The sequence below is a fragment of the Oceanisphaera sp. W20_SRM_FM3 genome (genome assembly GCF_052119705.1).
Classification (GTDB): Bacteria; Pseudomonadota; Gammaproteobacteria; order Enterobacterales; family Aeromonadaceae; genus Oceanimonas.
The window spans coordinates 1-25,342 of the sequence record NZ_JBGQOP010000003.1 but is presented as its reverse complement, the minus strand read 5'-3'; the positions used below and the strand labels follow the sequence as shown (position 1 = coordinate 25,342).

Genomic DNA, 25,342 nt, shown 5'->3' with positions numbered 1-25,342 from the left:
TGATATGTTTGGACTTGTCTCGTCCGCTTCACTATTTACTCCTCACACCTCACCTTCGCTTAAAACCCCAACACTTCTTTGGCGAAAGGAACGCTGAGTTTGCGCTTGGCTTGAAACGAGGCGTTGTCGAGTAAGTCTAGCGCCGCGAGCAAGGTGCTCATGTCTCGCGACAAGCGACTGAGTAAAAACCGCCCTACATCTGTGGGTAGCTTAAAGCCACGCAATTCTGAGCGCAGCTGCAGGGCGCTAAGTTTACCCTCATCATCGAGCGGTTTGAGCTGATAGGCCACGCCCCAGTCGAGGCGCGAGGCCAGATCTGGCAGCGCTAACCCTAAATGGCGCGGCGCATTATTGGCACTCACCACCAAGGAGCCTAGGCCCTGCTCATTAAGACGATTAAAATGGCGACGGTTAAAGAAGTTAAACACCGCCTGCTCCCAAGCGGTAACGCCTGCGATGGCATCCAGATTATCTAAACAAACCAGTGCTAAGTGCTCCATGCCATCCAGCATCTGGGGCGACATTTGCGCGTGCAAGTCCAACGAGATATAGCCTGCGGCATCCTGCTCACCATCCAACTCGGCACAGGCCGCGTGCAATAAGTGCGAACGGCCACTGCCCTCTTGCCCCCAAAAATAGAGCAAGTCATCGCCTTGGCCAATGGCGGCGTTTTTAAGCGCCGTGATCAGCTGGGCATTATCACCGGTATAAAAACTGGCAAAGGTTTCATCGTCGGGCAGTTGCACCGCCAGTGCCAGTTGCGTTGGCTGAGTCGGCTCGTCATCGCTACTCATGTTAGCCATGCTCCTTGCTGGGGCCACATTTGGCAGCGGCGGCAGAGGGGCGCAGTAAGAAATTTATCAATATCTGTTCGCCATCTTTAATAAGCGGGAGTCCATCTTAACTAGCACTGTTTTTACAAACCAGTGGCTTTCACAAACCAGACTAGTTAGGGCGTGTTTTCGGTAAGATCAGATTCAATAAGATGCCGACTATACCGCATAAGCTGATGCCTTGTAGGCTAAAGCCACCGATACCAAAGGCCATGCCGCCGATGCCGAAGATCAAAATCACTGCCACTATGCATAAGTTACGGGCCTGCGATAAGTCCACCTGATGCTTGATCAAACTGTTTAAGCCTACGGTCGCAATGGAGCCGAACAGTAAAATCATGATGCCGCCCATCACAGGGGTGGGAATGCTCAGCATAAGCGCGCCAAACTTACCGACGAAGGCGAGCACTATGGCAAAGCCTGCCGCCCAGGTCATGATCACCGGATTAAAGTTTTTGGTGAGCATCACAGCCCCCGTGACTTCAGAGTAGGTGGTGTTAGGAGGGCCACCAAAACATGACGCCCCCATGGTCGCTAAACCGTCACCTAAGATAGTGCGATGCAGACCCGGCTTCTTCAGATAGTCTTTACCTGTCACTGAGCTGATGGCCAAGATATCACCAATATGTTCGATGGCCGGCGCTATGGCCACGGGTAACATAAACAGCACCGCCTGCCAGTGCCACTCTGGGGCGACAAAGTGCGGCATAGAAATCCAAGCCGCGTTTTGTACCGGAGCAAAGTCTACCACCCCAAACCCGAGCGCTAAGCCATACCCCACCGCAATACCGGCACTAATCGGCACCAAGCGAAACACGCCTTTGGCCATGGTCGACACCAATAAGGTAGTGAGCAGCGCCGGCAAAGATAGCCAGAGCGCGATATCGTGCTCAATTAATACAGCTGAGCCATCCCCCGTCTTGCCAATGGCCATGTTCACCGCCATCGGCGCCAAGCCAAGTCCTATCACCATGATCACCGGGCCCACGACCACAGGGGGTAAAAGCCGAGTGAGCAAGGCGGTACCCCGCCAGCGGATCAGCTGGCTGAGCAACACATACATAAAGCCCGCCGCCATAATGCCGCTCATGGTGGCCGGTATGCCCCAAGTTTGTACGCCGTATAAAATGGGGGCGATAAAAGCAAACGAAGAGGCTAAAAAAATCGGCACTTGGCGTTTAGTACACAGCTGAAACACCAAGGTGCCCATGCCGGCGGTAAACAAGGCCACGTTAGGATCAAGACCTGTAATAAGTGGCATCAACACCAAGGCGCCAAAAGCCACAAACAACATTTGTGAGCCAGCTAACGCTTGGTGCAGCCGTGACTCAACCGCTGACGATTGAGGGCTTAACGGTTGAGGGTTAGCCGGAGGCGTTGAGCTGGGCGCGGGTGTGTGGGGTTGTGAACTCATGGATCTGACCTTGCGTAAATGTAGGCGGAAAAAAACCGGCCATTGCCGGTTTTTCGCTTATTTAGTACCAAATATTTTATCGCCCGCGTCACCCAAGCCCGGGATGATGTAGCCATTCTCGTCGAGGCGCTCATCTATGCCCGCGCAATACAGCTCTACCTCAGGGTGTGCGGCTTCTAATGCCTTTAACCCCTCGGGAGCGGCCACCAGCACTATTACCTTAAAGTGGCGACAGCCTTTTTCTTTCAGCAAGTCGATAGTGGCAATCATGGAGCCACCGGTGGCCAACATAGGGTCCACGATCAAGGCGATGCGCTCATCGATATGGCTCACCAACTTATTGAAATAGTGCACCGGCTGCAGGGTTTCTTCGTCCCGATACACGCCCACTACGCTGACTCGTGCGCCCGGCATATGCTCCAGCACGCCGTCCATCATGCCTAAACCGGCACGTAAGATAGGCACTACCGTCACCTTTTTACCTTTTAGCTGGTCAACAAGCGTGGGGCCGTTCCAGCCTTCAATGGTGGTTTTTTCGGTCTCAAAATCGGCGGTGGCTTCATAGGTCAGCAGGCTACCGACTTCTCTGGCCAGCTCACGAAAGCGTTTGGTGCTAATGTCGGCTTCGCGCATTAGCCCTAACTTGTGTTTCACCAAAGGGTGCTTAACTTCAACGACTTTCATTCACCTTCTCCCACTCGAATTTGCATTCACGACCATGCGCAAAAAACCGCAAAATTTTAGCACAGAATAATATCCAGCGGCAGATTTTTAGCGCACTCACCGCAAAGCAGGCTCCAGTAACCATTAACCATTAACCCACCTTTAAACCACCTTTAAACCAGTAATACGCCAGCAATCCCTGATGTGTGAAGGTTGGCTGGCGTTACTCATTACACCTAGCACTGCCTTGGTTTGGTGGCCAAAGTTAGACTGATACCTTAGCTACTACGCAAAATTTAGCCGCTAAGGCTGCCATTACCAAAGACGATATTACTGTTTTCTTTAACTAACGGCTCAAAGCTTATAGTTTACGGCTGTCAGTTAGGTAGCACTGCTTGGCGCATTAAATTAGAATAGCGACCGAAACCGTGACTCGCAGATGCAATTGCCGTGCACAGTGCTAATGCCGAACCCCAAATGAGGCCAGCATAGTCGGCATCCGCAGCTAGACAAGTCCGCTCCCCCCAATAATGACAAGGTAACCACTCGTGACGCAGAACAAACCCCTGAGCTACAAAGACGCTGGTGTTGATATCGATGCTGGTAATGCACTGGTTGAACGCATCAAAGGCGTTAGCCGTCGCACACATCGCCCTGAAGTAATGGGCGGACTCGGGGGCTTTGGCGCTTTATGCCAGCTACCCACCGGCTACAAAGAACCGGTATTAGTCGCCGGCACCGACGGCGTGGGCACTAAGTTGCGCTTGGCGATTGACCTAAAACGCCACCAAGGCGTGGGCATAGATCTGGTAGCCATGTGCGTGAACGACTTGATCGTTCAAGGCGGCGAGCCACTGTTTTTCCTCGACTACTATGCCACCGGCAAGTTAGACGTAGATGCGGCGGCCGAAGTGGTCACCGGCATAGGTGTGGGCTGTGAGCTGAGCGGTTGTGCCTTAATTGGCGGCGAAACCGCCGAAATGCCCGGCATGTATCATGCTGGCGATTACGACTTAGCTGGCTTTTGCGTAGGCGTAGTGGAAAAAAGCGACATTATCGATGGTACTAAAGTGGCTGCCGGTGATGCGCTGATTGCTTTGGCATCAAGCGGCCCGCACTCCAACGGTTTCTCTTTGATCCGCAAAATTTTAGAAGTGAGCAAAGCGGATCTGCAGCAGCCATTAGGTGACGCTACCTTGGCCGATGCCTTGATGGAGCCAACCCGCATCTACGTAAAGCCGGTATTAGAGCTTATCAAGCAGTTCGACATTCACGCGCTAAGCCACATTACCGGTGGCGGCTTCTGGGAAAACATTCCTCGCGTGTTGCCAAAAGGCACTAAAGCCCTCGTCGATGGCGCCAGCTGGCAGTGGCCAGAAGTGTTTAGCTGGTTACAAACTGCCGGTAACGTAGAAACCAAAGAAATGTATCGCACCTTTAACTGTGGTGTGGGCATGGTAATCGCCCTGCCTGCTGACCAAGCGGCAGACGCGGTTAAATTTATGCAAGACCAAGGCGAGCAGTGTTGGTTAATTGGTAGCATTGATAATGCCGCCGAGGGCGAAGAGCAGGTTGAGATTAAATGAACCGCAGTTCTGCCACTCGACCCTCGACGCGAATAGTAGTACTGATCTCAGGCAACGGCAGTAACTTACAGGCCTTGCTCGATCAGTCTGACACAAATCAGCTGGGCGGAGAAATAGTCGGAGTTGTCAGCAATAAGGCCGATGCCTACGGCTTGGCCCGTGCCAAACTCGCCGGTATCAAGACTCAGGTAGTGGCAAATGCGGATTATGCAGATCGCGCGAGCTTTGATAGGGCGCTGATGCAAGCCATAGATGAATATCAGCCGAATTTGGTGGTGTTAGCCGGCTTTATGCGTATTTTAACGCCTGAGTTTGTGCGCCATTATCAAAATCGCTTACTGAATATTCATCCATCTTTGCTGCCCCGCTATCAAGGTTTACACACTCATCAAAAAGCCCTTGATGCGGGTGATGCAGAGCACGGTTGCAGCGTGCACTTTGTTACCGAAGAGCTGGATGGTGGCCCGGTTATTCTTCAAGCACGGGTACCTGTGTTTGAAGATGATGATGCACAAAGCCTGGCCCAGCGAGTGCAAGTACAAGAGCATGCTATTTATCCGCTGACGGTTCGCTGGTTCTGCGATGGCCGCGCCGTGATGCAACAAGGCAAAGCCTACCTAGACGGCGCGCTTTTGCCCGCCCAAGGTTATGCGCAAGAATAAAAAATAGCCTTAAGCTAGAAGCTAGAAAAAACCCCGAACCGTGAGGCTCGGGGTTTTGTTTTTAGACGGTCATTTATAGATATTATTTTTTAAGGTGGTTTTATGGCAGAGGTAACGCCAGTTTCTCGTCAACTTAATAGAAGCGCCATTTTGGTGGTGCTCGCGCTCGGTACCTTTATTTTAGGGCTGTCTGAATTCTCCATGATGCCCATGTTGCCACTGATCAGTGACACCTTTAGTTCCACACCCGCTCAAAGCGGTTATGCGATTAGTGCCTATGCCATAGGCGTGGTGGTGGGCGCGCCCATTTTAATGTTGGCCAGCGCTAACATGAGAAAACGCACCGCACTGCTGATCTTTTTAAGTTTAATGTGCTTGGCCAATAGCTTAAGCGCCTTCGCCAACTCACTTGAGCAATTGGTGGTGTTTCGGTTTTTAAGCGGCCTGCCCCATGGCGCCTATTTTGGTGCGGCGATTTTATTAGCGGCAGAGATTGCGCCCCAAGGCCAACGCGCCAGCTTTATGTCGAAAGTCTTTATGGGGTTAACCATAGCCACCATTGTCGGCGTGCCCATAGTGACCTTAGTCGGGCAGTATTTAAGCTGGCGTTATTGTTTAGCCGGTGCTGGATTCTTGTCTTTCATCGCCTTTATCTGCGTTTATCGATTTGTGCCCAACGTAAAAAACAGCCAGCCGTCTAATCTGCTCAACCAATTTGGCGTACTCAAAAACAAACTGGTGTGGTCTATTTTAGGCATAGTGATCATAGGTTTTGGCGGCGTGTTTTGTATTTACACCTACATTGCCGACACCATTTTGCAGGTCACCGACACCCCCGCCTACACCATTTCCATCGCCATGGTGATGTTTGGCATCGGCTCCACGCTGGGTAATTATGTGTTGGGAAAAGCCGCCGATAAATCGGCCATTAACACCACGGGGCTAGTATTGGTGGGCACTATCATCTTTGCGCTGGCCTATGTCACGGCCAGCCATCATATTTGGCTGCTTTATGGGGTGATATTTTTTATCGGCTGCAGTCTTGGCTTAGCCACCTTGATCCAAACCTTGTTGATGGATGTGTCACCTAATGGCCACGCCATGATAGGGGCGCTGGTACAATGTGCCTTTAATATTGCCAATGCCATTGGCCCTTGGGTAGGTGGCATTGTGATTGCAGAAGGTGCAATGCCCAATCAGACCGGTTATGTGGCCGCGGCATTATTTGCTGGGGGTTTAGTGATGTGGGCGCTCAGCTACTTACAGATCATTAATAAGCCCAAGCTTGAAGCCTCTCATGCTTAAACCGCACGGTATAACCGATGCGGGTGAGTGACCTACCGCTTAGAGACTCAAGATTTTTTGCAACGGAAGAACGCGCAACGCACGGAAAAAGAGTGATCACATCTGAATAAAAGCTGTTAAGAATGAAGAGTACAATCCGTGGCTATTTATTGGATCAACAATTCTAGCTCCGCCCCCAAACCGGTCGAATAAATTCGCCCCTACAAAAAGCCAGAGCCCAACCCCTTGGTCGTTGCGAGGAGTGTAACGACGCGGCAATCCATGTTTGGCTCTGGGCAAACTTGTAGCATGGATTACTTCGCTGCGCTCGCAAAGACAGCATAAGGGCCTAAAAAGCAGCGCCCAACTTTAATCCAACTGCTTGCTAAACGCGCATAACGCCTGCATTTGCGTGGCGATCAGTGTTTGTGTTTTCTCATCAAGCAACTGGCCTTGGGCATCAAATTTTTCATGGGCAAGCCCTATCATGATCTCGGGCTTATTCAGCACATGCACATCTAAGCACACCAAAATTTGCCGTAAATGATATTGCACACGGGCACCACCCAACAGGCCCATGCTGGCGCTGATAATGGCCGCCGGTTTGCCTGCCAATGGCTGGGGCGCTTGGCGAGATAACCAGTCAATGAGGTTTTTTAAGGCGCCCGGCAGCGAATAGTTATATTCGGGCGTGGCCCACAGAATAGCATCTGCTGCCCGTACTTTTTCCGCAATGTCCAACACCAAGAGTGGCGTGCATTGATCCGCTTGATCTTGGTTATATAAAGGCAGGGCTGAGTAGTCGATCAACTCAATCTCACAGCCCTCAGGCGCCAGCTGTTGCGCCGCCTTAATGACCTGAGTGTTAAAAGAGGCGGCTCGTAAGCTGCCAGAAAAAGCAATAATCTTGGTTTTTGTCATTCGGCTATCCCATTTTTAAAATGTGTTTGCCACGGCAGAGAACGTGAAGGGTAAAGAGTGAAGTGGACGAGTGTTAACAGCGCGTAACGCCAAGCACAGTAAACAAGCGCAGCGAACAGCCTTTAGATCTCGGGTTTAGATGCAATCTTTCCTCTTCACTCTTCACTCTTCACTCTTCACTCTTCACTCTTCACTCTTCACCTATTAGGTTAAATCCGTCGCCGAGATGCGCTCACCCAATAAGAATAAATTAAACTCGCCGGGCTGCATTTTTTGCCAAGGTTCATCGTGGGTCAACGGCTGGGTGGCAATCACGGTTACTACGTCATTGGCCGTGGTTTCTTTTTGAAAGTCGATTTCCACGTCTTCATCGATTAGGCGTGCCGGGCCAAAGGGCGCGCGGCGCGTCAGCCAATGCAAATTATTGGTGCAATAGGTCATCAAGTATTCGCCGTCGCTGAGCAGCATATTAAACACGCCCAAGGCGCGCAGCTGATCACAGAGGCTGGCCACGTAATTAAACATCTCTTTCATGGCCGCCGCATCTTGAGGCTTAGTGGGATATTGGCGCTCCATGGCATCCAAAATCCAACAAAAAGCCAATTCACTGTCGGTTTCTCCCACCGGATTATGACGACCGGTTTCAAGATGACTGTAATCAGTGAGCTGACCATTATGAGCGAAGGTCCAATAACGGCCCCATAACTCACGGGTAAAAGGATGGGTATTTTCCAGCGCTATGCCGCCGCGGTTTGCTTGGCGAATATGGCTTATCACGGAGCAGCTTTTAATCGGATATTCTTGTACCAATTTGGCGATGCGCGACTGACTAGAAGGGTTAGGATCTTTAAAGGTACGCAAGCCCTTGCCTTCGTAAAAGACAATGCCCCAGCCATCTTTATGAGGACCGGTTCGGCCACCTCTTTGCATTAAGCCGGTAAAGCTAAAGCAAATATCCGTGGGCACATTGGCGCTCATACCTAGCAGTTCACACATAGTGGTTACGCATGCTCCATTTCTTTTTCGACCAATTGGATCAAGATATGAATAATCTTAATGTGCACTTCTTGAATGCGATCCGCATAGCCAAAGTGCGGCACGCGAATTTCTATGTCCGCCAAACCGGCCATTTGACCGCCGTCTTTACCGGTCAGTGCAATCACCTTAATGCCTTTGGCTTTAGCCGCACTAATGGCGTTGATAATATTTTTTGAATTACCGCTGGTCGACAAGCCAAACAGCACGTCTCCCGATTGGCCGACGGCTTCTAAGTAGCGCGAAAACACAAACTCAAAGCCAAAGTCGTTGGCCACGCAAGAAAGGTGGCTGGGATCTGAAATAGCAATCGCCGCATAACCCGGGCGATTCTCGCGATAACGACCAGTCAGCTCTTCGGCAAAATGCATGGCATCGCAATGGGAGCCACCGTTACCACAAGACAAAACCTTACCACCGGCTTTAAAGCGCTCGGCCAATAACTTGGCGGCTTGTTCTATGGCTTGCAGATTAGCGTCATCGGCTAAGAAGCGATTGAGCACTTCACTGGCTTCGGTCAGTTCGCTACGGATCAGATCCTGATACATGAAATTGCCTCTCAGTTACGATAAAAAGCTATTTTGGCATAAGTCACCCACAGCGGGAAGCATGGCCTAAACATAGTGCCAGAGCATATGGCAGTAGAACACATAAAATCAGCTGCAAGTAAGGCTGGCGTTTATACTTTCATTTGCCCTCACATTTAACACTTTACTGATCGCCATTAACTTGATTTAAACATTTGTATGATTTACAACTAATTGCAAAGACAGGTCAGACCACAGCAACTTAACCCAAGTTGATCCACGGCCGCGGACAAGGAGTTATTGATGATTACCCTACTGCTGTTAGTACTGGTATGGGGAGTATTGGCTTACCGCCGAGCTAGCTTGCAACGTTTCACGCTGTTTAGCGCCGTGCTGTTATTAGCCGGTACCTTTTGGGGTGAAGTGGGTGCTGCGAGCTGGCTGGTGTTTGCCGTGGTGGCGGGAGTATTAAACCTATTACCGCTGCGTATCAGCTTACTCAGTACGCCCATGTTTCGCGTCTATAAAGGCATAATGCCGGAGATGTCGACCACGGAGCGCGAAGCCATCGAAGCCGGCACCACTTGGTGGGAAGCCGAGCTGTTTCGCGGCAAACCGAATTGGCAAACGCTGCATAATTATCCTAGGCCGCAACTGAGCGCTGAAGAGCAAGCCTTTATTGACGGGCCGGTTGATGAGGTCTGTCGCATGACTAACGACTGGGAAGTAACCCACGAGTTGGCGGATCTTTCCCCCGAGGTGTGGGCCTACTTAAAAGAACATAAGTTTTTCGCCATGATCATCGAAAAACAGTATGGCGGCTTAGAATTTTCGGCTTATGCCCAGTCTCGGGTATTACAAAAGCTGTGTGGCACCAGTGCCGTACTGGCCTCCACCGTCGGCGTGCCGAATTCCTTAGGCCCAGGCGAATTACTGCAGCATTACGGCACACCTGAGCAAAAAGACTATTATTTACCGCGCTTAGCGGCGGGCGAAGACATCCCCTGCTTCGCACTCACCGGCCCAGAAGCCGGATCCGATGCCGGAGCCATTCCCGATACCGGCGTGATCGTTATGGGCGACTGGCAAGGCGAGCAAGTGCTGGGTATGCGCCTTAACTGGAACAAGCGCTACATTACGCTGGCCCCCATAGCCACCGTCTTAGGCTTAGCCTTTAAGCTGCACGATCCAGACGGCTTGTTGGGCGATAAGCCGCATTTAGGCATTACCTGTGCCTTGATCCCCACAGACTTGCCTGGGATTACGATTGGTCGACGCCACTTGCCACTGAACGTCCCTTTTCAAAATGGCCCCACACAGGGCAAAGACGTGTTCGTGCCCCTGAGCTTTATTATCGGCGGGCCGGATATGGCTGGCCAAGGCTGGCGTATGTTGACCGAGTGTTTGTCGGTGGGTCGCGGTATTACCCTGCCCTCCACCGGCACCGCCGGCACGCGACTCTCGGCCTTGGCGTCCGGCGCTTACAGCCGCATTCGTCGCCAGTTCCGCATGCCCATCGGCAAGATGGAAGGCATTGAAGCGCCGTTGGCACGCCTCGGCGGTAATGCCTATTTGTCGGATGCGGCAAGCATGCTCACAGTAACGGGGATCGATCTGGGCGAAAAGCCCTCGGTGATTTCGGCCATCGTTAAATATCATCTCACTCATCGCAGTCAACAAAGCTTAATTGACGCCATGGACATTCACGGCGGCAAAGGCATTTGCCTAGGCCCTAATAATTACTTGGCGCGCGGCTATCAGGGCGCCCCCATCGCCATCACAGTAGAAGGCGCCAATATTCTGACCCGCAGCATGATCATTTACGGCCAAGGGGCCATCCGCTGTCATCCTTATGTGCTAAAAGAAATGCTCTCGGTACAAGAGCCAGATGCACAAAAGGCGTTGGCTCAATTTGATGCAGCCGTATTTAGCCACCTAGGCTTTGCCATCAGCAACAAGGTGCGCAGCTTCTGGTTAGGCTTAACCAATGCCCGCTTTAGCTCGACACCGGTAAGCGACGCCACCGCGCCCTACTATCGCCAAATGAATCGCTTAAGTGCCAACTTAAGCTTCTTATCAGATGTAGCCATGGCCACACTTGGCGGCGAGCTAAAACGCAAAGAGCGCTTATCGGCGCGCTTAGGCGACGTGCTCAGCCAGCTGTATTTAGTGTCCGCGACTCTAAAGCGCTTTAACGATGAGGGACGCCCCGAGGCATTGCTGCCACTGGTGCACTGGGCCTGCCAAGACGGCTTATATCAGGCGCAAATGGCCTTAGTCGAACTGCTTGATAATTTCCCCTCACCGATTATCGGCAAGTTGTTAAAGGTGCTCATTATGCCGTGGGGTGCACCTTTTGTGCCGCCCTCGGACCGTTTGGATCATAAGGTGGCTCGTAGCTTACAAACATCTGGCCCTGTGCGCGATGCGCTGGCTCAGGGCTTGTATCTAAGCGCCGAGGAAGGCAATCCGCTGGGTATGTTAGAGCAAGCCTTTATCGATATTCAGCAGGCAGAGCCCATTTTTAACAAAATTGTCGATGTGCTGGGTCGTCGTCCCTTCACCGGCTTAGACGCCTTGGGTGTTGAGGCGTTGAGCGCCGATATCATCATGAAAGAGGAAGCTGATTTGTTAGCCCGCGCCGAGGTAAGCCGGCTGCGCACTATTAACGTCGATGACTTCGCGCCCATCGATTTGGCCGCCAACAAGGAGCAGTTTAGTAATGCGCTGTATAACAAAAATGCAGCGCCAAGCACCAAGCGCCCAGCCAAAAACTGAAAGTAAAATTCGGCACTCACAAATCTTAATCCGCATGATTTAGTGAGTAGCAAGAAAAACAAAACCCCAAGCCTAGGTTTGGGGTTTTTATATGAGTTTAAAGATTTACGCCCGGGTTGTAATGCGAGAGCAAGCGTTCGCCTACAAAACCAACATCGAGATCCTGATGGCCATCAGGAAGGCGGCATAAAAACAAAAAACGGTATATTTTGTAGTCCGGCACTTTTGTTAGACAAAGAGTTTCGTCGGCCGCGTAGCGGGATATTTAGACAAAAAATAAAAACCAAACCGTGCCGAATAAATTAGCACACTACAAAAACAAAACATAAAAAAACCCGCGTCTGCATGCAGACCCGGGGTTTGTTTTTAGCTCGGAGCTGGGCGCTCGGTGCTGGGCGCTTAGTGTTTGGTGCTTGGCAGTTCTGTCTTTACCCCCCTCACACCTTACGCTTCACTCCTCACATTCAGTTCGAAGTATCCAGCGGCGCAAAGCTCTTAATTAGATCGTCGAGCGCTTTCAATTGCGCCAAAAACGGTTCTAACTTGGCTAATGGCAAGGCGCTGGGGCCATCGCATTTGGCGTTGGCTGGATCTGGGTGCGCTTCTAAGAACAAGCCGGCCATGCCGGTGGCCAGTCCTGCGCGAGCCAAGTCGACGATTTGCTCGCGGCGCCCACCTGAAGCTTCACCTAATGGGTCGCGGCATTGCAGCGCATGAGTGACGTCAAAAATAATAGGCGCGCCGTCAGTGGCTTTTTTCATCACGCCAAAGCCCAGCATGTCGACCACGAGATTGTCGTAACCGAAGTTGGCGCCACGCTCGCACAGCATGAGTTGATCGTTGCCGCATTCGATAAACTTATCGACGATATTTTTCATTTGCCCGGGGCTTAAAAACTGCGGCTTCTTGATGTTGATCACTCGCCCCGTCTTGGCCATGGCTTCCACCAAGTCGGTTTGGCGCGCCAAGAAAGCCGGCAGCTGAATAACATCGGCCACTTCGGCCACGGGTGCCGCCTGATGAGGCTCGTGCAAGTCGGTGATGATGGCCACGTTGAACGTATCTTTCACTTCTTGCAGCAGCTTCATGCCCTCTTCAAGGCCTGGGCCGCGATAAGAATGAATGGAGGAGCGATTGGCTTTGTCCCAGCTGGCTTTAAACACATAAGGAATGCCGAGCTTCTCAGTCACCTTAACGAAGTGCTCCGCCGAGCGCAGTGCCAAGTCGCGAGACTCAAGCACGTTAATGCCGCCAAACAACACAAAAGGTTTATCGTTAGCAACGGGGATTTGGTTGATATAAACAGTTTTCATCGCAATTCCTAAAGAAGAAGGTGTTGTGCAAAGACATTAGTGCAGCACAGACGGCAGCAAATCCAAGGCCAGTGCTTGTATTTTAAGCACCTCGGCCAGCGGATCTTCTGGGCACTGTTCAATAAAATATTCAAAGTCATCCACGGCTAACTGATGGCACTCGAGCTGCTCATACAAAAATCCGCGGTCACGCCGCTCCAGCGGACACTCGGGCTTTAGCGTTAACAGCAACTGGCTGCACATCAGCGCATGGGTAAAGTGCTGATGATGAATAAAGGACGCTTTAGTCACATTTAACAGGCGCATGATCACCTCTAACGGCTCAGCAGGCACTAAATGTTGCGGCGTAAGCTTCGCCAAGTTACCGCGCGCGCCGCGCAGCAATTGCTCTATCTGATGATGGCTTAATACCTTGCCGGTAAAAGGATCTATGATGTCGCAGCTGTCGGTACTCTCCGACTCGCTGTCGCTATTAGCCGTGGGCTCATTAAATATGCGCACTAAGAAGTGGCCCGGAAAGCTAATACCTTCTGCACGAATGCCAAAGCGTTCACATAAATACAGCACCAGCACCGCCATACTCACCGGAATACCCCGGCGGCGGCTCAGCACCCGATCCATTAAGCAGTTATCCACCGCAAAGAAGCGCTCCCAGTCACCCACAAAACCTAACGGCCCGTATAAGGCAGCCAGCAGCGCTTGGCCTGAAATAGGGCGGGTATCGGTAGCGGATAGAGAGCCTAGTTGAGAGTCGAGCTCGTCGGCCAGCTCTCTTTCCAACTCAAACAGTTCAACTTCACCGCGATCCCGCGCCTCAAGGCCAAATAGACTTTCCACTACATCCATCGCCAGCATCATCAGGTTCGGCAAGCCATCCCGCTGCCAAGTATCGCTGATAGTGGTTTTTAACATGCAGGAATTCGGCAACGCTGTTTCGAACTCGTCGACTTCAAACAAGTCCGTTTCAAGCTGGTCGGTTTCAAGCTCGTTAGTCTTAAGCTCATCGGTTTCAAGCTCGTCGATTTCAAGCAGGATATTTTTAGCAAACTCATTACTATTAGACATGCTGCCTCCCAGGCCATTGAGCCAAGGTAATACGCTCGTTATCGCCATAATCGCACAGCGTTGCTACGGCCTGAAACCCCAACTCGGTAAAATAATCGCGCACCAAAGCCGCTTGCTGCCAACCGTGCTCCAGCAACAGCCAACCATTGTCATTTAAATATTCTGGCGCTTGGCGGATCAAATGCCGCAAATCGGCCATGCCAGCCTCTTCGGCCACCAACGCAGAAGCCGGCTCAAAGCGTACGTCACCTTCTTGCAAATGCGGATCTGCGCCGTCGATATAAGGCGGATTAGACAACAGCATGTCAAATTTAAGGCCCGCTAGCGGTTCAAACCAGCTGCCTTGACGCACATCTATCGCCAAATTCAAACGCTCGCTATTAAGCCGCGCCAGTGCCGCCGCATTGGCATTAAATTCAACGGCGTAAATGGAATCTTGCGGACGTTCGCTTTTTAGCGCCAGCGCAATAGCACCTGTGCCAGTGCCGAGATCCGCCAATGTGGCGGGAGCATCAGGCAAACGTGCCAAGGCAGCTTCTATGATGATTTCGGTGTCGGGGCGGGGGATCAAGGTGTCGGGCGACACCTTGAGATTGAGTGACCAAAACTCTCGCTCGCCAGTTAAATGAGCGATGGGCTCACCAATTTGGCGGCGTTTCGTGAGCATCTTCAAGGCGGCAAGCTCTGGCTCACTCAACTCATATTCCGGCCAAGCGAGGATAAAACTGCGCGGTTTCGTCAATACATGACAGAGCAACACATCCGCATCTATCTCCGGCGATTCACCCGCTTTAAGCTGCTCACGCAACCAGTGTCGCCACTCTTTTAAGGTCATGAATACTCTGCCAAGGTCATAAGAACTAGGCCAAGGCCATTAATAATCAGCCAAGGCCGCCAGCATATCCGCTTGGTGTTCTTGCAGAATCGGCTGCGTCAGCATCTCCAAATTTCCTTCCAACACTTCATGTAAGCGATACAAGGTAAGGTTGATGCGGTGATCGGAGACGCGGCCTTGGGGATAGTTATAGGTACGAATACGATCCGAGCGATCGCCGGTACTTAACAGGTTACGGCGTACATCTTGCTCGGCGGCGTGGCGAATATCTTCTTCGCGCTGTGCTAGGCGTGAGATCAGCACCTTCATCGCCTGAGCCCGGTTTTTATGCTGGGAGCGACCATCCTGACATTCCACCACTAAGCCCGTTGGCAAGTGAGTGATACGAATGGCGGAGTCGGTTTTGTTAACGTGCTGACCACCGGCACCGGAAGCGCGGAAAGTATCGACGCGAATTTCCGAGGGGTTAATGGTGATGGCTTCGGCTTCGGCAATTTCCGCCATAATGGCCACGGTACAGGCAGAGGTATGCACGCGGCCCTGAGATTCGGTTTCTGGCACGCGCTGCACGCGGTGACCGCCCGACTCAAACTTGAGCTTGCCGTACACGCCTGTGCCAGTAATGTGCGCAATCAGTTCTTTAAAGCCGCCGTGCTCGCCTTCGTGCACACTCACCACTTCAATCTGCCAACGCTGTTGTTCCGCGTATTTGGTATACATACGATACAAGTCGCCGGCAAAAATCGCCGCTTCATCACCACCCGCACCGGCACGCAACTCTAAGAAGCAGTTATTATCGTCGTTCGGATCTTTAGGCAGCAGCAAGATCTGCAGCTCATGGCTGAGCGTCTCTATGGTTTCTTTGGCGGCCTCAATTTCTTCTTCGGCCATAGCCTTCATTTCGGCGTCATCTTCTGCCAGCATTTCTTCACCGGCGGCCAAGTCGGCTTCGGCCTGACAGTAGCGCCCATAGCAGCCCACTATGTCTTCGAGCTGGGAATATTCTTTGGTGAGGGCGCGATATTGCTCTTGATTGTTGATCACTGACGCTTCGCTAAGCAGCGCTTGAATCTCTTCGTGGCGCTCTTGCAGGCCTTCCAGCTTTCTTAATATGGATTTATTCATCAGGTCTCGCCGAGTGGCTATGAGTGTTGGCTAGAATTTAATGCTGGCCAAGTTTTAAATTATGGGCAAGCACGGTCAGCAAATCTTGATTGCCGTCTTTGCCGGCTTGGTTTAACGCCCGAGTCGGCGTGTGGATCAATTTATTGGTCAGGCGACGGGCCAAGCGCTCTACTACTTGTTGGCTGTCTTTACCTTGCGCTAAGGCCTGCAGGGCCAAGATCAATTCTTGGCTCTGCAGTTGCTCGGCGTGGGTGCGGTAGTCTTGAATGAGCTTGACCGACTCCAGGGATCGATACCAAGCCATAAAGTGGTCACGCTCTTCCTCTATGATAATTTCCGCTTGGCCCGCCGCCTCTTGGCGAGTGGCCATATTCTGCTCAATTATGCCTTGCAGATCGTCCACCGTATATAAATACGCGTCGTTCAACTCATCCACTTCCGGCTCAATATCGCGCGGCACTGCGATATCGACAAACAAAATCGGTTGCTGGCGGCGCGCCTTCAAGGCTCGCTCCACCAAGCCTTTACCGATAATCGGCAAGGGGCTGGCGGTAGAGCTGATGACTATATCGGCCTTGGGCAGGTATTCGGGAATTTGCTCCAGCGTCATCACTTGGGCATTAAACTCGCTCGCCAAAGTTTGCGCCCGCTCCAGCGTGCGGTTGGCCACCATCATTTGGCTCACCGACTGCTCTTTTAAATGGCGCGCTACCAGCTCAATGGTTTCACCGGCCCCCACCAATAACACCTTGGTGTGGCTTAAATCCGAGAAGATGCGCTTGGCTAAACTCACGGCGGCAAAAGCCACCGACACGGCACTGGCGCCAATTTCGGTTTCGGTGCGCACCCGTTTCGCCACTGAGAAGGTTTTTTGGAACATGCGGTCCAGTGTGCCTTTAAGGCTGCCCACTTTTTGCGACTGGTTATAGGCCAGTTTCATCTGTCCCAAAATTTGCGGCTCGCCCAGCACTAAAGAGTCGAGGCCACAGGCCACACGCATTAAGTGCCGCACCGCCTCTTCACCGTGATATTGATACAGGCAAGTGTTGAGCTCAGCTTCATCCAATTGATGAAAATCTTGTAACCACATACGCACCAGATGGCTATCGCCCTCCGGCTCTAAACTGCAATAGAGCTCGGTGCGATTACAAGTGGACAGGATCACCGCCTCGCCTACGCCTTGGGTACGCATCAACTCCTGCAGCGCCCTAGGGGCAACTTCAGGACCAAATGCGACCCGCTCGCGCAGTGCGACGGATGCTGTCTTATGATTAATTCCCAGTACCAACAGGCTCATGAGGGTTGTACGCGGCTCGTTACATCTTTCAGATAGCCGAGTATTGTACGAGAAACAGTAGGGCTTTAAAAGGCGCGACGCTTGCCCTTATACTGGCCACCTATTTTTTGCTAAGGATTAACCGTGCGTAATCTACTGATAATATTGGGCCTATTATGGCTGTCAGGCTGTGCCTACAAGGCTGAACAGGCGCCAGCAGGCTCTTGGCAGGCGCAACAAAAAACCTTGTCACAACTGCAAAATTGGCAGCTCAGCGCCAAGCTCGGCATTATTACACCCGATGAGCGCGGCAGTTTAAGTTTGTTTTGGCGGCAAACTAGTAATGATTACCGCATGAATCTCACCAACGTGGTGGGGAAACGGGTCTTTGACTTAAGCCGCAACGGCCAAAGGGTGCAATTAATAGATAGCGAAGGCGAGCTGCATCAAGCGACCAATGCTCGAGACCTAGTACAAGAATTAACGGGCTGGGATTTACCGGTGGAGCAATTATCTTACTGGATCAAAGGCCTGCCAGGCGTTGGCGACAAGGTGACCTATGATGAGCATGACCGCCCCAAAACCATCCGCGCCCACGGTTGGCAGCTGGAATACTTAGGCTACACGCAAATTAATGGCCTCTGGCTGCCGAGTCGCCTTAATCTGACCCACGACGACACTCAGCTGCGCTTAGCCATTAGCCAGTGGGAACTGAAATAGCTTAAAAGCAGCGCCCAGCACCAAGCTAAAGCGCAATGTTGAGTATTGAGTATTGAGTGTTGAATTTTTAATGTTGAATGAAGGTCCAGAACAGCGCTGCGCACTGTTTCGGCTCGCCCCATTCATCCTTAATCCTCACTCATCACCGGCTTTAGTCAGATCTGATCACTATTTTTTCGTGGATTTAGTGGGTTTCGTTGCAAAAAAGGTTTGCTCTGTGGATCACTAGGCAAATACATTTTGGCTCTCATAAAAGGCAACCAACACCATGCTACTGCTACCGGCGCCAGCTAAATTAAATTTATTTTTAACCATTACCGGTCGCCGTGACGACGGCTATCACAATCTACAAACCCTGTTTCAGTTTGTCGATTATGGCGACACCTTAGGGTTCGCTTTAGCCCCCAAGGGCGAGTTAGTGCTGAAGGCGGATTTGCCCGAGGTGGCAACTGAGCAAAATCTGATCATCAAAGCGGCGCGCTTACTGCAAGCCCACACAGGTTGCACACAAGGCGCGCAGATCCAGCTAACCAAACGCTTGCCGATGGGTGGTGGACTCGGTGGTGGCTCCAGTGATGCGGCCACTACCCTGCTGGCACTCAATCACCTATGGCAGCTAGGTTTGAGTCCGAACGAACTGGCGACTCTGGGCTTGCGTTTAGGCGCCGATGTGCCGGTATTTATACAAGGCCACGCCGCCTTTGCCGAGGGCGTGGGTGAGCAGTTAACACCCGCTTCTCCTCCTGAACCTTGGTACCTAATCTTGCACCCAAATGTGTCTGTTTCTACTGCCGACATTTTTCAAGACCCAGAGCTAATACGCGACAGTCCAGCGCTAGGCTTGGCGCAATGGCTCACAGCGCCGTGGCGCAATGATTGCGAGCCGCTGGTTAAAAAGCGTCACCCCGAGGTTGCCAAGCTCCTTAGCTGGTTGGTAGAATACGCGCCGTCAAGAATGACGGGCACAGGTGCCTGTATCTTCGCCAGTTTCGACAGCCGGCTTGAGGCCCAAACGATACTGGCCAAGGCTCCACAGGGAATGTCGGGGTTTGTAGCCAAAGGTTGCAATCAATCACCTTTAATTAGTGCCATAGCGCAGCTTTAATTGAGGTTTACACACTAAAGTTAGAGCTGCAGTCATACGGCAAACTCGACAGCAATGTCAGGAAATGGGGATGGGCCCATTTTCGCTCTTGTTCCAAGAGTTAATTGGCTGTTAAGTGTGATCGACAGGTGGTAAGGCTAACGCCATCTCGCCGTTTGAGTTATCCGACTCAACATCCTGTAAGATACACTTTTATACGACACGAATTCTAAAACGGGCTGGATAGCGAAGTAGTTTTTCGTAATAACGGGTTCACGGCCCCGTCCAGTCTCGCCACCCATGAAACAATCCTGAGGTTTTCAACCGTGCCCGACATGAAGCTGTTTGCTGGTAATGCTACACCGGAACTCGCCCAACGTATCGCCGATCGTTTGTTCATTAAACTGAGTGCTGCCGATGTTGGCCGTTTTAGCGACGGTGAGATCAGTGTGCAAATCAACGAAAATGTACGGGGCGGCGATGTGTTTATCATCCAATCGACCTGTGCACCGACCAACGATAACTTGATGGAATTGATTGTGATGATAGATGCGCTGCGTCGCGCATCTGCCGGTCGTATTACCGCCGTTATCCCCTACTTTGGTTATGCTCGCCAAGACCGTCGCGTACGTTCTTCTCGTGTGCCTATTACCGCTAAAGTAGTCGCCGACTTCCTGTCTAGCGTGGGCGTTGACCGCGTATTGACCGTTGATCTGCACGCCGAGCAAATTCAAGGTTTCTTCGATGTGCCGGTAGACAACGTGTTTGGCACGCCTGTGCTGTTAGAAGACATGCTGTCTAAAAACCTGCAAAATGCAGTGGTGGTTTCTCCCGACATCGGTGGTGTCGTGCGCGCCCGCGCCGTGGCCAAATTGTTGGATGAAACCGAAATTGCCATTATCGACAAGCGTCGTCCGCGTGCCAACGTCTCTGAGGTAATGAACCTGATCGGTGATGTTGAAGGTCGAGATTGTGTAATCGTCGATGACATGATCGACACCGGCGGCACCTTGTGCAAAGCCGCAGAAGCGCTAAAAGCACGTGGCGCCAAGCGCGTGTTCGCCTATGCGACTCACGCCGTGTTCTCAGGCAATGCCTACCAGAACATCAAAGACTCAGTGATTGATGAAGTGATCATCACAGACTCTGTGCCTTTGACTGCAGAAATGAAGTCGTTGAGCAAAGTGAAGCAGTTGTCACTGTCGCCAATGCTGGCCGAAGCGATTCGTCGTATCAGCAACGAAGAGTCCATCTCAGCCATGTTTGAGCATTAATTTGCAGTGATGTAAGGTGTGAGGGGTAAATGGTGAGGAGTGAAAACTAACCGCCGTTTACCTTTAGCGCCGAGTATTGCTAACTGAGTAAGGAGTAAATGGAAGGATAAATATCACCTTCTGCTTGCTCCTTATTTTTTACCTTTTTCTACGCACGCTAGCTCCCCTCGTTTTTTAAATGCCGTATTAGGCCACCCAACAACGCAAATACCCTATTTATCAGCTGAGATGCCTGATGGACTTCAGTGGTCAGGTTAAGCTGTACTGCAAGCATGAGTTGCGTATCAAGCTCACTTAATGAGCCCCGTGCTATATGAAGAAATCGTACGAACTCAGCTTTACTGCCTCGCGCAGCTCCTTCAGCAATGTTGCTGGGCACTGAAATTGCCGCACGGCGCATCTGTCCCGTTAGTCCAAAACGTTCATTATCTGGAAACGTCGCCGTCAACTGATAAATATACGTAACCAGAAGCATGGCATCCTTCCACACATCTAAGTTTTGGTGTTTACGCATACCGACTCTGCATGATGATAGATAATCACCTATTGTAGCCGCTAGATAAGAACGACTCGGTTTTACGCCTCCCCCCTCACGCTTCACTCCTCACTGTTTACATATAAAACCGCATAAAGTAGTAAACACTCAAACCAATGCCAAAGGTCACTATGCTCCAAGCCAGTAACTTAGGCCGGATCCACTTCAAGATCTTGGCGCCGAGCTGACCGCCGATCAAATAACCCAGCGCCAGTACCAAGCCGCCCTGCCAGTACACCAATCCCGATAGCGAATAGACCACTATAGTGGCGCCACTGGCCAGCATCGACAGATACAGCTTAATAGTATGCTGCTGCAAATTAGTGCCCATGCGCAGTTGGCCGGTGATCGACATAAACAGCACCCCTAAACCGCCACCAAAGAAGCCGCCATAAAAGCTGCCACTCAACAGCAAAGGCCAACCGGCTTTGCGCAGCACCAGCGGCCCTTCAAAGCCCGCCTTGCTTAATAACTGGCGGGCATACAAGAGGCTGACCGTAAGCAACAGCCAAGGCACCAGATAGTTAAAGCTGCTGGCATCAAATTGCACCAGCGCCAAAGCACCCAAAGTCCCGCCCAACAGACCAATCAGCGTTAACGCCGCTAACGGCCCTTTTTTTAATTGGCGACGTATGCTCCAAAACGCACTCACGTAACCGGGCCAAGAGGCCACACTAGCGGTGGCGACGGCCGAGGTACTGGGTACCCCTAACGCTAATAATGCCGGCAAAGTAAAAAACAAACCGCCACCGGCCAGCGCATTCACGACACCTGCCAGTAACGCCCAGCCTAATAACTCAAACATTTATGTTCCTTGGTTAAAAAAAATTCGCGCCGAGCGCCAAGCACCCAGCTAAAGCCAAAGCTCTTTTGGCCTAATATATGTTTCGCCTTCGGCGAGATGCGAGAGCAAGCGTTCGCCTACACAACCTAATGCCATTCTTTATTTTTCTGGGCGCTGGGCGCTATCTTGCTCTTTGCACATCTTTCTTTACAGCCGCCCTACGATTTTCGCGCTATTATGCCGCTTTCTGCTAGTCAAGGTGGCCATTATTGCCGCTCTTAATTAGAATATGGCGATATTTTTAACGGCCAAGTATGTATATGAACCCTATCGAACTGATTGTTGGGCTCGGTAATCCGGGTCCAGAATACGCACAAACCCGCCATAACGCCGGTGTTTGGTATGTGGCTGAGCTGGCGCGCATGCATGGCGTCACCCTTAAAGAAGAAGCTAAATTCTTTGGTTGGACAGCACGCGTTCGTATTGCAGGGCACGATGTGCGCTTATTAGTGCCGGCTACCTTTATGAACTTATCGGGCAAAGCCGTGGGTGCCATGGCCAACTTTTACCAAATTGCACCTGAGTCGATTTTAATCGCTCACGACGAATTGGACTTAAGCCCCGGTACGGTGCGCTTTAAAAAAGGCGGCGGCCACGGCGGCCACAATGGCCTGCGCGACTCCATCAGCTGCTTGGGCAACAACAAAGATTTTTATCGGTTACGCATTGGCATCGGCCATCCGGGTCATAAAACCCAAGTGGCCGGTTTTGTGTTAACCAAGGCGCCTGCCGCCGAGCACAGTTTGCTGGAAGCGGCGGTAGATGAAGCGGCGCGTTGCACCGATATTTTATTTAAAGACGGCATCAATAAGGCGATGAATCGCCTGCATGCCTTTAATGCCGACTCCAACCAGTAATTTTTATCCACATCATTCTTAACTATTTTTACAGTTATCTTTTTAGACATCACCTTCAGGACACATATCATGGGTTTTAAATGCGCAATCGTGGGCCTACCTAACGTAGGTAAATCCACCCTGTTTAACGCACTGACCAAGGCCGGCATAGAAGCGGCTAACTTTCCTTTCTGTACTATCGAGCCCAACACAGGCGTGGTGCCGGTGCCAGATAAGCGCTTGGACGCCTTAGCAGAGATCGTTAAGCCACAGCGTATCTTGACCACCTCCATGGAGTTTGTGGACATTGCAGGCCTAGTAGCCGGTGCTTCTAAAGGCGAAGGCTTAGGCAATAAATTTTTGGCCAACATTCGTGAAACCGACGCCGTGGGTCATGTGGTGCGTTGCTTTGCCGACGACAACATCATTCACGTGGCCGGTAAAGTTTCGCCAAAAGACGATATCGAAATCATCAATATCGAACTGTCATTGGCGGATCTGGATACTTGTGAGCGTGCCATTCACCGTAACGCCAAAAAAGCCAAAGGCGGCGATAAAGACGCCAAGTTTGAAGTCACTGTACTGGAAAAGCTGTTACCTGCCTTAGAAGACGGCCAAGTATTGCGCAGCATAACGCTGACTAAAGAAGAAAAAGCCGCCATCGACTATCTGAACTTCTTAACCATAAAGCCGACTATGTATATCGCCAACGTCAGCGACGATGGCTTTGAAGATAATCCTTATCTGGATCAGGTGCGTGAAATTGCCGCCGCCGAAAACGCCATAGTCGTGCCTGTGTGTGCCGCCATGGAGTCAGAGATTTCTGAGCTGGACGCCGCCGATGCCGCCGAGTTTATGGCCGATTTGGGCATTGAAGAGCCGGGCTTAAACCGCGTGATCCGCGCCGGTTATGAGCTACTGAATCTGCAAACCTACTTCACCGCCGGTGTAAAAGAAGTGCGCGCTTGGACCATACCTGTGGGTTCTACCGCACCGCAGGCGGCCGGTAAAATTCACACCGACTTCGAAAAAGGCTTTATCCGCGCTCAAACTATCGCCTTTGATGACTTTATTGCCTTTAAAGGCGAGCAAGGAGCCAAAGAAGCCGGTAAGCAGCGCGCCGAAGGTAAAGACTATATCGTTAAAGACGGTGACGTACTGAACTTCTTGTTTAACGTTTAAAGCAGCGCCTAGCACCAAGCGCCTAGCTAAAACAAAGCACCGTACCGATAAGGTTCGGTGCTTTTTTATTTTGTTGCCCTTATTTTTCATACTCAAGTAACCTTGATGCCTCATGTTCACCTTCAGCCAGTTTGTCATCAAGGGATTTACGACTCTGTAATAGCTGGCTGCTTGGCGCAGCTTTTGCTCATTACTCAGCCGATGCGTTTACTTTATCGGCAAACAGTCTTAACAAGGAGTTTTTAACCGAAAAAGCGGTTGACGATCAAAGCGAGGGTACGCATAATGCGCCCCGTTCCCGACGAGATGCGCACAAGTAATTGGGTGAATTAAATCGAGAACAGTAGTGGCTATGTAGCTCAGTTGGTTAGAGCACATCACTCATAATGATGGGGTCGCAGGTTCGAATCCCGCCATAGCCACCATTTGTTGGGGTATCGCCAAGCGGTAAGGCAGCGGGTTTTGATCTCGCCATCCCCAGGTTCGAATCCTGGTACCCCAGCCACTAGCTTTAAAGTTGGATGTATTACGTTTTGATCTCGGCCTTGTGCCCAGCTTCGAACCCTGGTACCCCAGCCATATTATTTACAAATATTTTTTGTAAATAATATAAAAATTTGTAAATGGCTGAATTTATGTTATAAATATCAACCATGTTTGTTGGGGTATCGCCAAGCGGTAAGGCAGCGGGTTTTGATCTCGCCATTCCCAGGTTCGAATCCTGGTACCCCAGCCATATTTAGAAGTATTGTTGGATAGACTAACTTTGATCTCGGCCTCAGTGCCCAGCTTCAAATACTGGTATACCAGCCATATTTAGTTTTAAAGTTGGAAGCATAAAATTTTGATATCGGCCTTAGTGCCCATGCTCGAATTTTGGTACCCCAGCCATCTTCTTACTGGCTAAACGCTTTGTAAAAAGATAAATATTTGCAACGTAAGTTGAAAGAAATTTAGTCTTGATTTCGATAAGAAAAATAGGCATATTACTTTCGGTTTACAGAAGTGGCTATGTAGCTCAGTTGGTTAGAGCACATCACTCATAATGATGGGGTCGCAGGTTCGAATCCCGCCATAGCCACCACTTTTTAGCGGGAGTGGCGAAATTGGTAGACGCACTAGATTTAGGTTCTAGCGCCGCAAGGTGTGCGAGTTCAAGTCTCGCCTTCCGCACCATATTTAAGATGAAATTAAGCTGAACTAGCTTTATTTATCTCGGGTAGTAAAAAGTTAACTTTTAGCAATAAAAGTTGATGAGTGAAGTTAAGTAATAAAATTGGGGTATCGCCAAGCGGTAAGGCAGCGGGTTTTGATCTCGCCATCCCCAGGTTCGAATCCTGGTACCCCAGCCATTAAGTAAGAAGCCGACTCTTGAGTCGGCTTTTTGCTGTCTGGTGTTTGTAACCAGCCTAGATAAAGGCAGTGGGTTTTGCTCTCGGCCTCAGTGCCCAGGCTCGATTCTCGGTACCCCAGCCATTAAGTAAAAAGCCAGCCTAGTGCTGGCTTTTTGCTATCTAGCGTTTGGCACCTATCTAAACTACGGCAAGGCA

The 25,342-nt window shown here is 51.1% G+C and carries 22 protein-coding genes and 6 tRNA genes; 15 read left to right on the top strand and 13 right to left on the bottom strand.

Annotated elements, in window-relative coordinates:
* Window positions 1-59 precede the first annotated feature (59 nt).
* The 3 genes from hda to upp form a co-directional block, all read right to left on the bottom strand.
* On the bottom strand, window positions 60-794 hold the full coding sequence (gene hda / locus ACEN2G_RS02680; protein WP_442019919.1) for a DnaA inactivator Hda: 735 nt from the start codon (window positions 792-794) through the stop codon (window positions 60-62).
* Window positions 795-945: 151 nt separating this feature from the next.
* Entirely contained in the window at window positions 946-2,247 is a 1,302-nt protein-coding gene (locus tag ACEN2G_RS02675) for a uracil-xanthine permease family protein (RefSeq protein WP_442019918.1), read from the bottom strand.
* 57 nt (window positions 2,248-2,304) lie between these two features.
* Window positions 2,305-2,931: a uracil phosphoribosyltransferase gene (gene upp / locus ACEN2G_RS02670; protein WP_442019917.1), complete on the bottom strand. Its 627-nt coding sequence runs from the start codon at window positions 2,929-2,931 to the stop codon at window positions 2,305-2,307.
* A 527-nt stretch (window positions 2,932-3,458) separates the two neighbouring features.
* On the opposite strand from upp, the gene purM reads away from it, so the two are divergent.
* The 3 genes from purM (at window position 3,459) to ACEN2G_RS02655 (ending at window position 6,463) form a co-directional block, all read left to right on the top strand.
* Entirely contained in the window at window positions 3,459-4,496 is a 1,038-nt protein-coding gene (purM, locus tag ACEN2G_RS02665) for a phosphoribosylformylglycinamidine cyclo-ligase (protein WP_442019916.1), read from the top strand.
* Window positions 4,493-5,158 carry a phosphoribosylglycinamide formyltransferase gene (gene purN / locus ACEN2G_RS02660; protein WP_442019915.1) on the top strand — a complete coding sequence of 222 codons (666 nt, stop codon included), beginning with the start codon at window positions 4,493-4,495 and terminating at the stop codon, window positions 5,156-5,158. Before purM ends, purN begins: the two co-directional genes overlap by 4 nt.
* 102 nt (window positions 5,159-5,260) lie before the next feature.
* The gene (locus tag ACEN2G_RS02655) at window positions 5,261-6,463 is read left to right on the top strand and encodes an MFS transporter (protein WP_442019914.1); all 1,203 of its coding nucleotides are present in this window, start codon (window positions 5,261-5,263) and stop codon (window positions 6,461-6,463) included.
* Between the two features lie 348 nt (window positions 6,464-6,811).
* Here the strand turns inward: ACEN2G_RS02655 and ACEN2G_RS02650 are convergent, their stop codons facing one another.
* The 3 genes from ACEN2G_RS02650 to lpcA all read right to left on the bottom strand — a co-directional run bounded on the left by ACEN2G_RS02650 (window position 6,812) and on the right by lpcA (window position 8,946).
* Window positions 6,812-7,363 (bottom strand): NADPH-dependent FMN reductase, encoded by a 552-nt coding sequence (locus ACEN2G_RS02650; RefSeq protein WP_442019913.1) that lies wholly within the window; start codon window positions 7,361-7,363, stop codon window positions 6,812-6,814.
* Window positions 7,364-7,567: 204 nt separating this feature from the next.
* Complete coding sequence (locus ACEN2G_RS02645; protein ID WP_442019912.1) at window positions 7,568-8,359, bottom strand: class II glutamine amidotransferase; 792 nt, start codon at window positions 8,357-8,359, stop codon at window positions 7,568-7,570.
* 5 nt (window positions 8,360-8,364) lie between these two features.
* Window positions 8,365-8,946, bottom strand: a complete 582-nt coding sequence (lpcA, locus tag ACEN2G_RS02640; RefSeq protein ID WP_442019911.1) for a D-sedoheptulose 7-phosphate isomerase — start codon at window positions 8,944-8,946, stop codon at window positions 8,365-8,367.
* Between the two features lie 282 nt (window positions 8,947-9,228).
* Here lpcA and fadE point away from each other — a divergent pair, with 282 nt between their 5' ends.
* Window positions 9,229-11,703, top strand: a complete 2,475-nt coding sequence (gene fadE / locus ACEN2G_RS02635) for an acyl-CoA dehydrogenase FadE (RefSeq protein WP_442019910.1) — start codon at window positions 9,229-9,231, stop codon at window positions 11,701-11,703.
* Between the two features lie 464 nt (window positions 11,704-12,167).
* Here the strand turns inward: fadE and kdsA are convergent, their stop codons facing one another.
* From kdsA to hemA, 5 genes are read right to left on the bottom strand one after another with little or no spacing between them, the layout of a single operon-like run.
* Window positions 12,168-13,016: a 3-deoxy-8-phosphooctulonate synthase gene (gene kdsA / locus ACEN2G_RS02630; RefSeq protein ID WP_442019909.1), complete on the bottom strand. Its 849-nt coding sequence runs from the start codon at window positions 13,014-13,016 to the stop codon at window positions 12,168-12,170.
* A gap of 36 nt (window positions 13,017-13,052) precedes the next feature.
* Window positions 13,053-14,081, bottom strand: coding sequence for a SirB1 family protein (locus ACEN2G_RS02625; RefSeq protein ID WP_442019908.1), 1,029 nt, complete (start codon window positions 14,079-14,081; stop codon window positions 13,053-13,055).
* A complete protein-coding gene (gene prmC, locus ACEN2G_RS02620) occupies window positions 14,074-14,916 on the bottom strand; it encodes a peptide chain release factor N(5)-glutamine methyltransferase (RefSeq protein WP_442019907.1) in 843 nt (280 codons plus the stop codon). Before prmC ends, ACEN2G_RS02625 begins: the two co-directional genes overlap by 8 nt.
* 39 nt (window positions 14,917-14,955) lie before the next feature.
* Entirely contained in the window at window positions 14,956-16,041 is a 1,086-nt protein-coding gene (prfA, locus tag ACEN2G_RS02615; protein ID WP_442019906.1) for a peptide chain release factor 1, read from the bottom strand.
* A 37-nt stretch (window positions 16,042-16,078) separates the two neighbouring features.
* Window positions 16,079-17,338, bottom strand: a complete 1,260-nt coding sequence (gene hemA / locus ACEN2G_RS02610; protein ID WP_442019905.1) for a glutamyl-tRNA reductase — start codon at window positions 17,336-17,338, stop codon at window positions 16,079-16,081.
* A 123-nt stretch (window positions 17,339-17,461) separates the two neighbouring features.
* Here hemA and lolB point away from each other — a divergent pair, with 123 nt between their 5' ends.
* From lolB to ACEN2G_RS02595, 3 genes are all read left to right on the top strand, one after another.
* A complete protein-coding gene (gene lolB / locus ACEN2G_RS02605; protein WP_442019904.1) occupies window positions 17,462-18,037 on the top strand; it encodes a lipoprotein insertase outer membrane protein LolB in 576 nt (191 codons plus the stop codon).
* A gap of 268 nt (window positions 18,038-18,305) precedes the next feature.
* Window positions 18,306-19,142 (top strand): 4-(cytidine 5'-diphospho)-2-C-methyl-D-erythritol kinase, encoded by an 837-nt coding sequence (gene ispE, locus ACEN2G_RS02600; RefSeq protein ID WP_442019903.1) that lies wholly within the window; start codon window positions 18,306-18,308, stop codon window positions 19,140-19,142.
* Between the two features lie 305 nt (window positions 19,143-19,447).
* On the top strand, window positions 19,448-20,395 hold the full coding sequence (locus ACEN2G_RS02595) for a ribose-phosphate pyrophosphokinase (RefSeq protein WP_442019902.1): 948 nt from the start codon (window positions 19,448-19,450) through the stop codon (window positions 20,393-20,395).
* Window positions 20,396-20,552: 157 nt separating this feature from the next.
* Here the strand turns inward: ACEN2G_RS02595 and ACEN2G_RS02590 are convergent, their stop codons facing one another.
* Together ACEN2G_RS02590 and ACEN2G_RS02585 are read right to left on the bottom strand one after the other, a co-directional pair.
* Window positions 20,553-20,909 (bottom strand): four helix bundle protein, encoded by a 357-nt coding sequence (locus ACEN2G_RS02590; protein ID WP_442019901.1) that lies wholly within the window; start codon window positions 20,907-20,909, stop codon window positions 20,553-20,555.
* Window positions 20,910-21,006: 97 nt separating this feature from the next.
* The gene (locus ACEN2G_RS02585) at window positions 21,007-21,735 is read right to left on the bottom strand and encodes a sulfite exporter TauE/SafE family protein (protein ID WP_442019900.1); all 729 of its coding nucleotides are present in this window, start codon (window positions 21,733-21,735) and stop codon (window positions 21,007-21,009) included.
* A gap of 299 nt (window positions 21,736-22,034) precedes the next feature.
* On the opposite strand from ACEN2G_RS02585, the gene pth reads away from it, so the two are divergent.
* The 8 genes from pth to ACEN2G_RS02545 all read left to right on the top strand — a co-directional run bounded on the left by pth (window position 22,035) and on the right by ACEN2G_RS02545 (window position 25,144).
* Complete coding sequence (gene pth / locus ACEN2G_RS02580; protein ID WP_442019899.1) at window positions 22,035-22,631, top strand: aminoacyl-tRNA hydrolase; 597 nt, start codon at window positions 22,035-22,037, stop codon at window positions 22,629-22,631.
* Between the two features lie 69 nt (window positions 22,632-22,700).
* Window positions 22,701-23,792, top strand: a complete 1,092-nt coding sequence (gene ychF, locus ACEN2G_RS02575; RefSeq protein WP_442019898.1) for a redox-regulated ATPase YchF — start codon at window positions 22,701-22,703, stop codon at window positions 23,790-23,792.
* A gap of 348 nt (window positions 23,793-24,140) precedes the next feature.
* Window positions 24,141-24,217 (top strand) — tRNA-Met (locus ACEN2G_RS02570).
* A 5-nt stretch (window positions 24,218-24,222) separates the two neighbouring features.
* Window positions 24,223-24,297, top strand: a tRNA-Gln gene (locus ACEN2G_RS02565).
* 156 nt (window positions 24,298-24,453) lie between these two features.
* A tRNA-Gln gene (locus tag ACEN2G_RS02560) sits at window positions 24,454-24,528 on the top strand.
* Between the two features lie 271 nt (window positions 24,529-24,799).
* A tRNA-Met gene (locus tag ACEN2G_RS02555) sits at window positions 24,800-24,876 on the top strand.
* Window positions 24,877-24,883: 7 nt separating this feature from the next.
* Window positions 24,884-24,968: transfer RNA gene (locus ACEN2G_RS02550), tRNA-Leu, on the top strand.
* A gap of 101 nt (window positions 24,969-25,069) precedes the next feature.
* Window positions 25,070-25,144 (top strand) — tRNA-Gln (locus tag ACEN2G_RS02545).
* The last annotated feature ends 198 nt before the right edge of the window (window positions 25,145-25,342 follow it).

Coding starts and splice junctions, on each gene's coding strand:
- hda (WP_442019919.1), bottom strand. CDS start 794: ATGAGTAGCGATGACGAGCCGACTCAGCCAACGCAACTGGCACTGGCG.
- ACEN2G_RS02675 (WP_442019918.1), bottom strand. CDS start 2,247: ATGAGTTCACAACCCCACACACCCGCGCCCAGCTCAACGCCTCCGGCT.
- upp (WP_442019917.1), bottom strand. CDS start 2,931: ATGAAAGTCGTTGAAGTTAAGCACCCTTTGGTGAAACACAAGTTAGGG.
- purN (WP_442019915.1), top strand. CDS start 4,493: ATGAACCGCAGTTCTGCCACTCGACCCTCGACGCGAATAGTAGTACTG.
- ACEN2G_RS02655 (WP_442019914.1), top strand. CDS start 5,261: ATGGCAGAGGTAACGCCAGTTTCTCGTCAACTTAATAGAAGCGCCATT.
- ACEN2G_RS02650 (WP_442019913.1), bottom strand. CDS start 7,363: ATGACAAAAACCAAGATTATTGCTTTTTCTGGCAGCTTACGAGCCGCC.
- ACEN2G_RS02645 (WP_442019912.1), bottom strand. CDS start 8,359: ATGTGTGAACTGCTAGGTATGAGCGCCAATGTGCCCACGGATATTTGC.
- lpcA (WP_442019911.1), bottom strand. CDS start 8,946: ATGTATCAGGATCTGATCCGTAGCGAACTGACCGAAGCCAGTGAAGTG.
- fadE (WP_442019910.1), top strand. CDS start 9,229: ATGATTACCCTACTGCTGTTAGTACTGGTATGGGGAGTATTGGCTTAC.
- kdsA (WP_442019909.1), bottom strand. CDS start 13,016: ATGAAAACTGTTTATATCAACCAAATCCCCGTTGCTAACGATAAACCT.
- ACEN2G_RS02625 (WP_442019908.1), bottom strand. CDS start 14,081: ATGTCTAATAGTAATGAGTTTGCTAAAAATATCCTGCTTGAAATCGAC.
- prmC (WP_442019907.1), bottom strand. CDS start 14,916: ATGACCTTAAAAGAGTGGCGACACTGGTTGCGTGAGCAGCTTAAAGCG.
- prfA (WP_442019906.1), bottom strand. CDS start 16,041: ATGAATAAATCCATATTAAGAAAGCTGGAAGGCCTGCAAGAGCGCCAC.
- hemA (WP_442019905.1), bottom strand. CDS start 17,338: ATGAGCCTGTTGGTACTGGGAATTAATCATAAGACAGCATCCGTCGCA.
- ispE (WP_442019903.1), top strand. CDS start 18,306: ATGCTACTGCTACCGGCGCCAGCTAAATTAAATTTATTTTTAACCATT.
- ACEN2G_RS02590 (WP_442019901.1), bottom strand. CDS start 20,909: ATGCGTAAACACCAAAACTTAGATGTGTGGAAGGATGCCATGCTTCTG.
- ACEN2G_RS02585 (WP_442019900.1), bottom strand. CDS start 21,735: ATGTTTGAGTTATTAGGCTGGGCGTTACTGGCAGGTGTCGTGAATGCG.
- pth (WP_442019899.1), top strand. CDS start 22,035: ATGAACCCTATCGAACTGATTGTTGGGCTCGGTAATCCGGGTCCAGAA.
- ychF (WP_442019898.1), top strand. CDS start 22,701: ATGGGTTTTAAATGCGCAATCGTGGGCCTACCTAACGTAGGTAAATCC.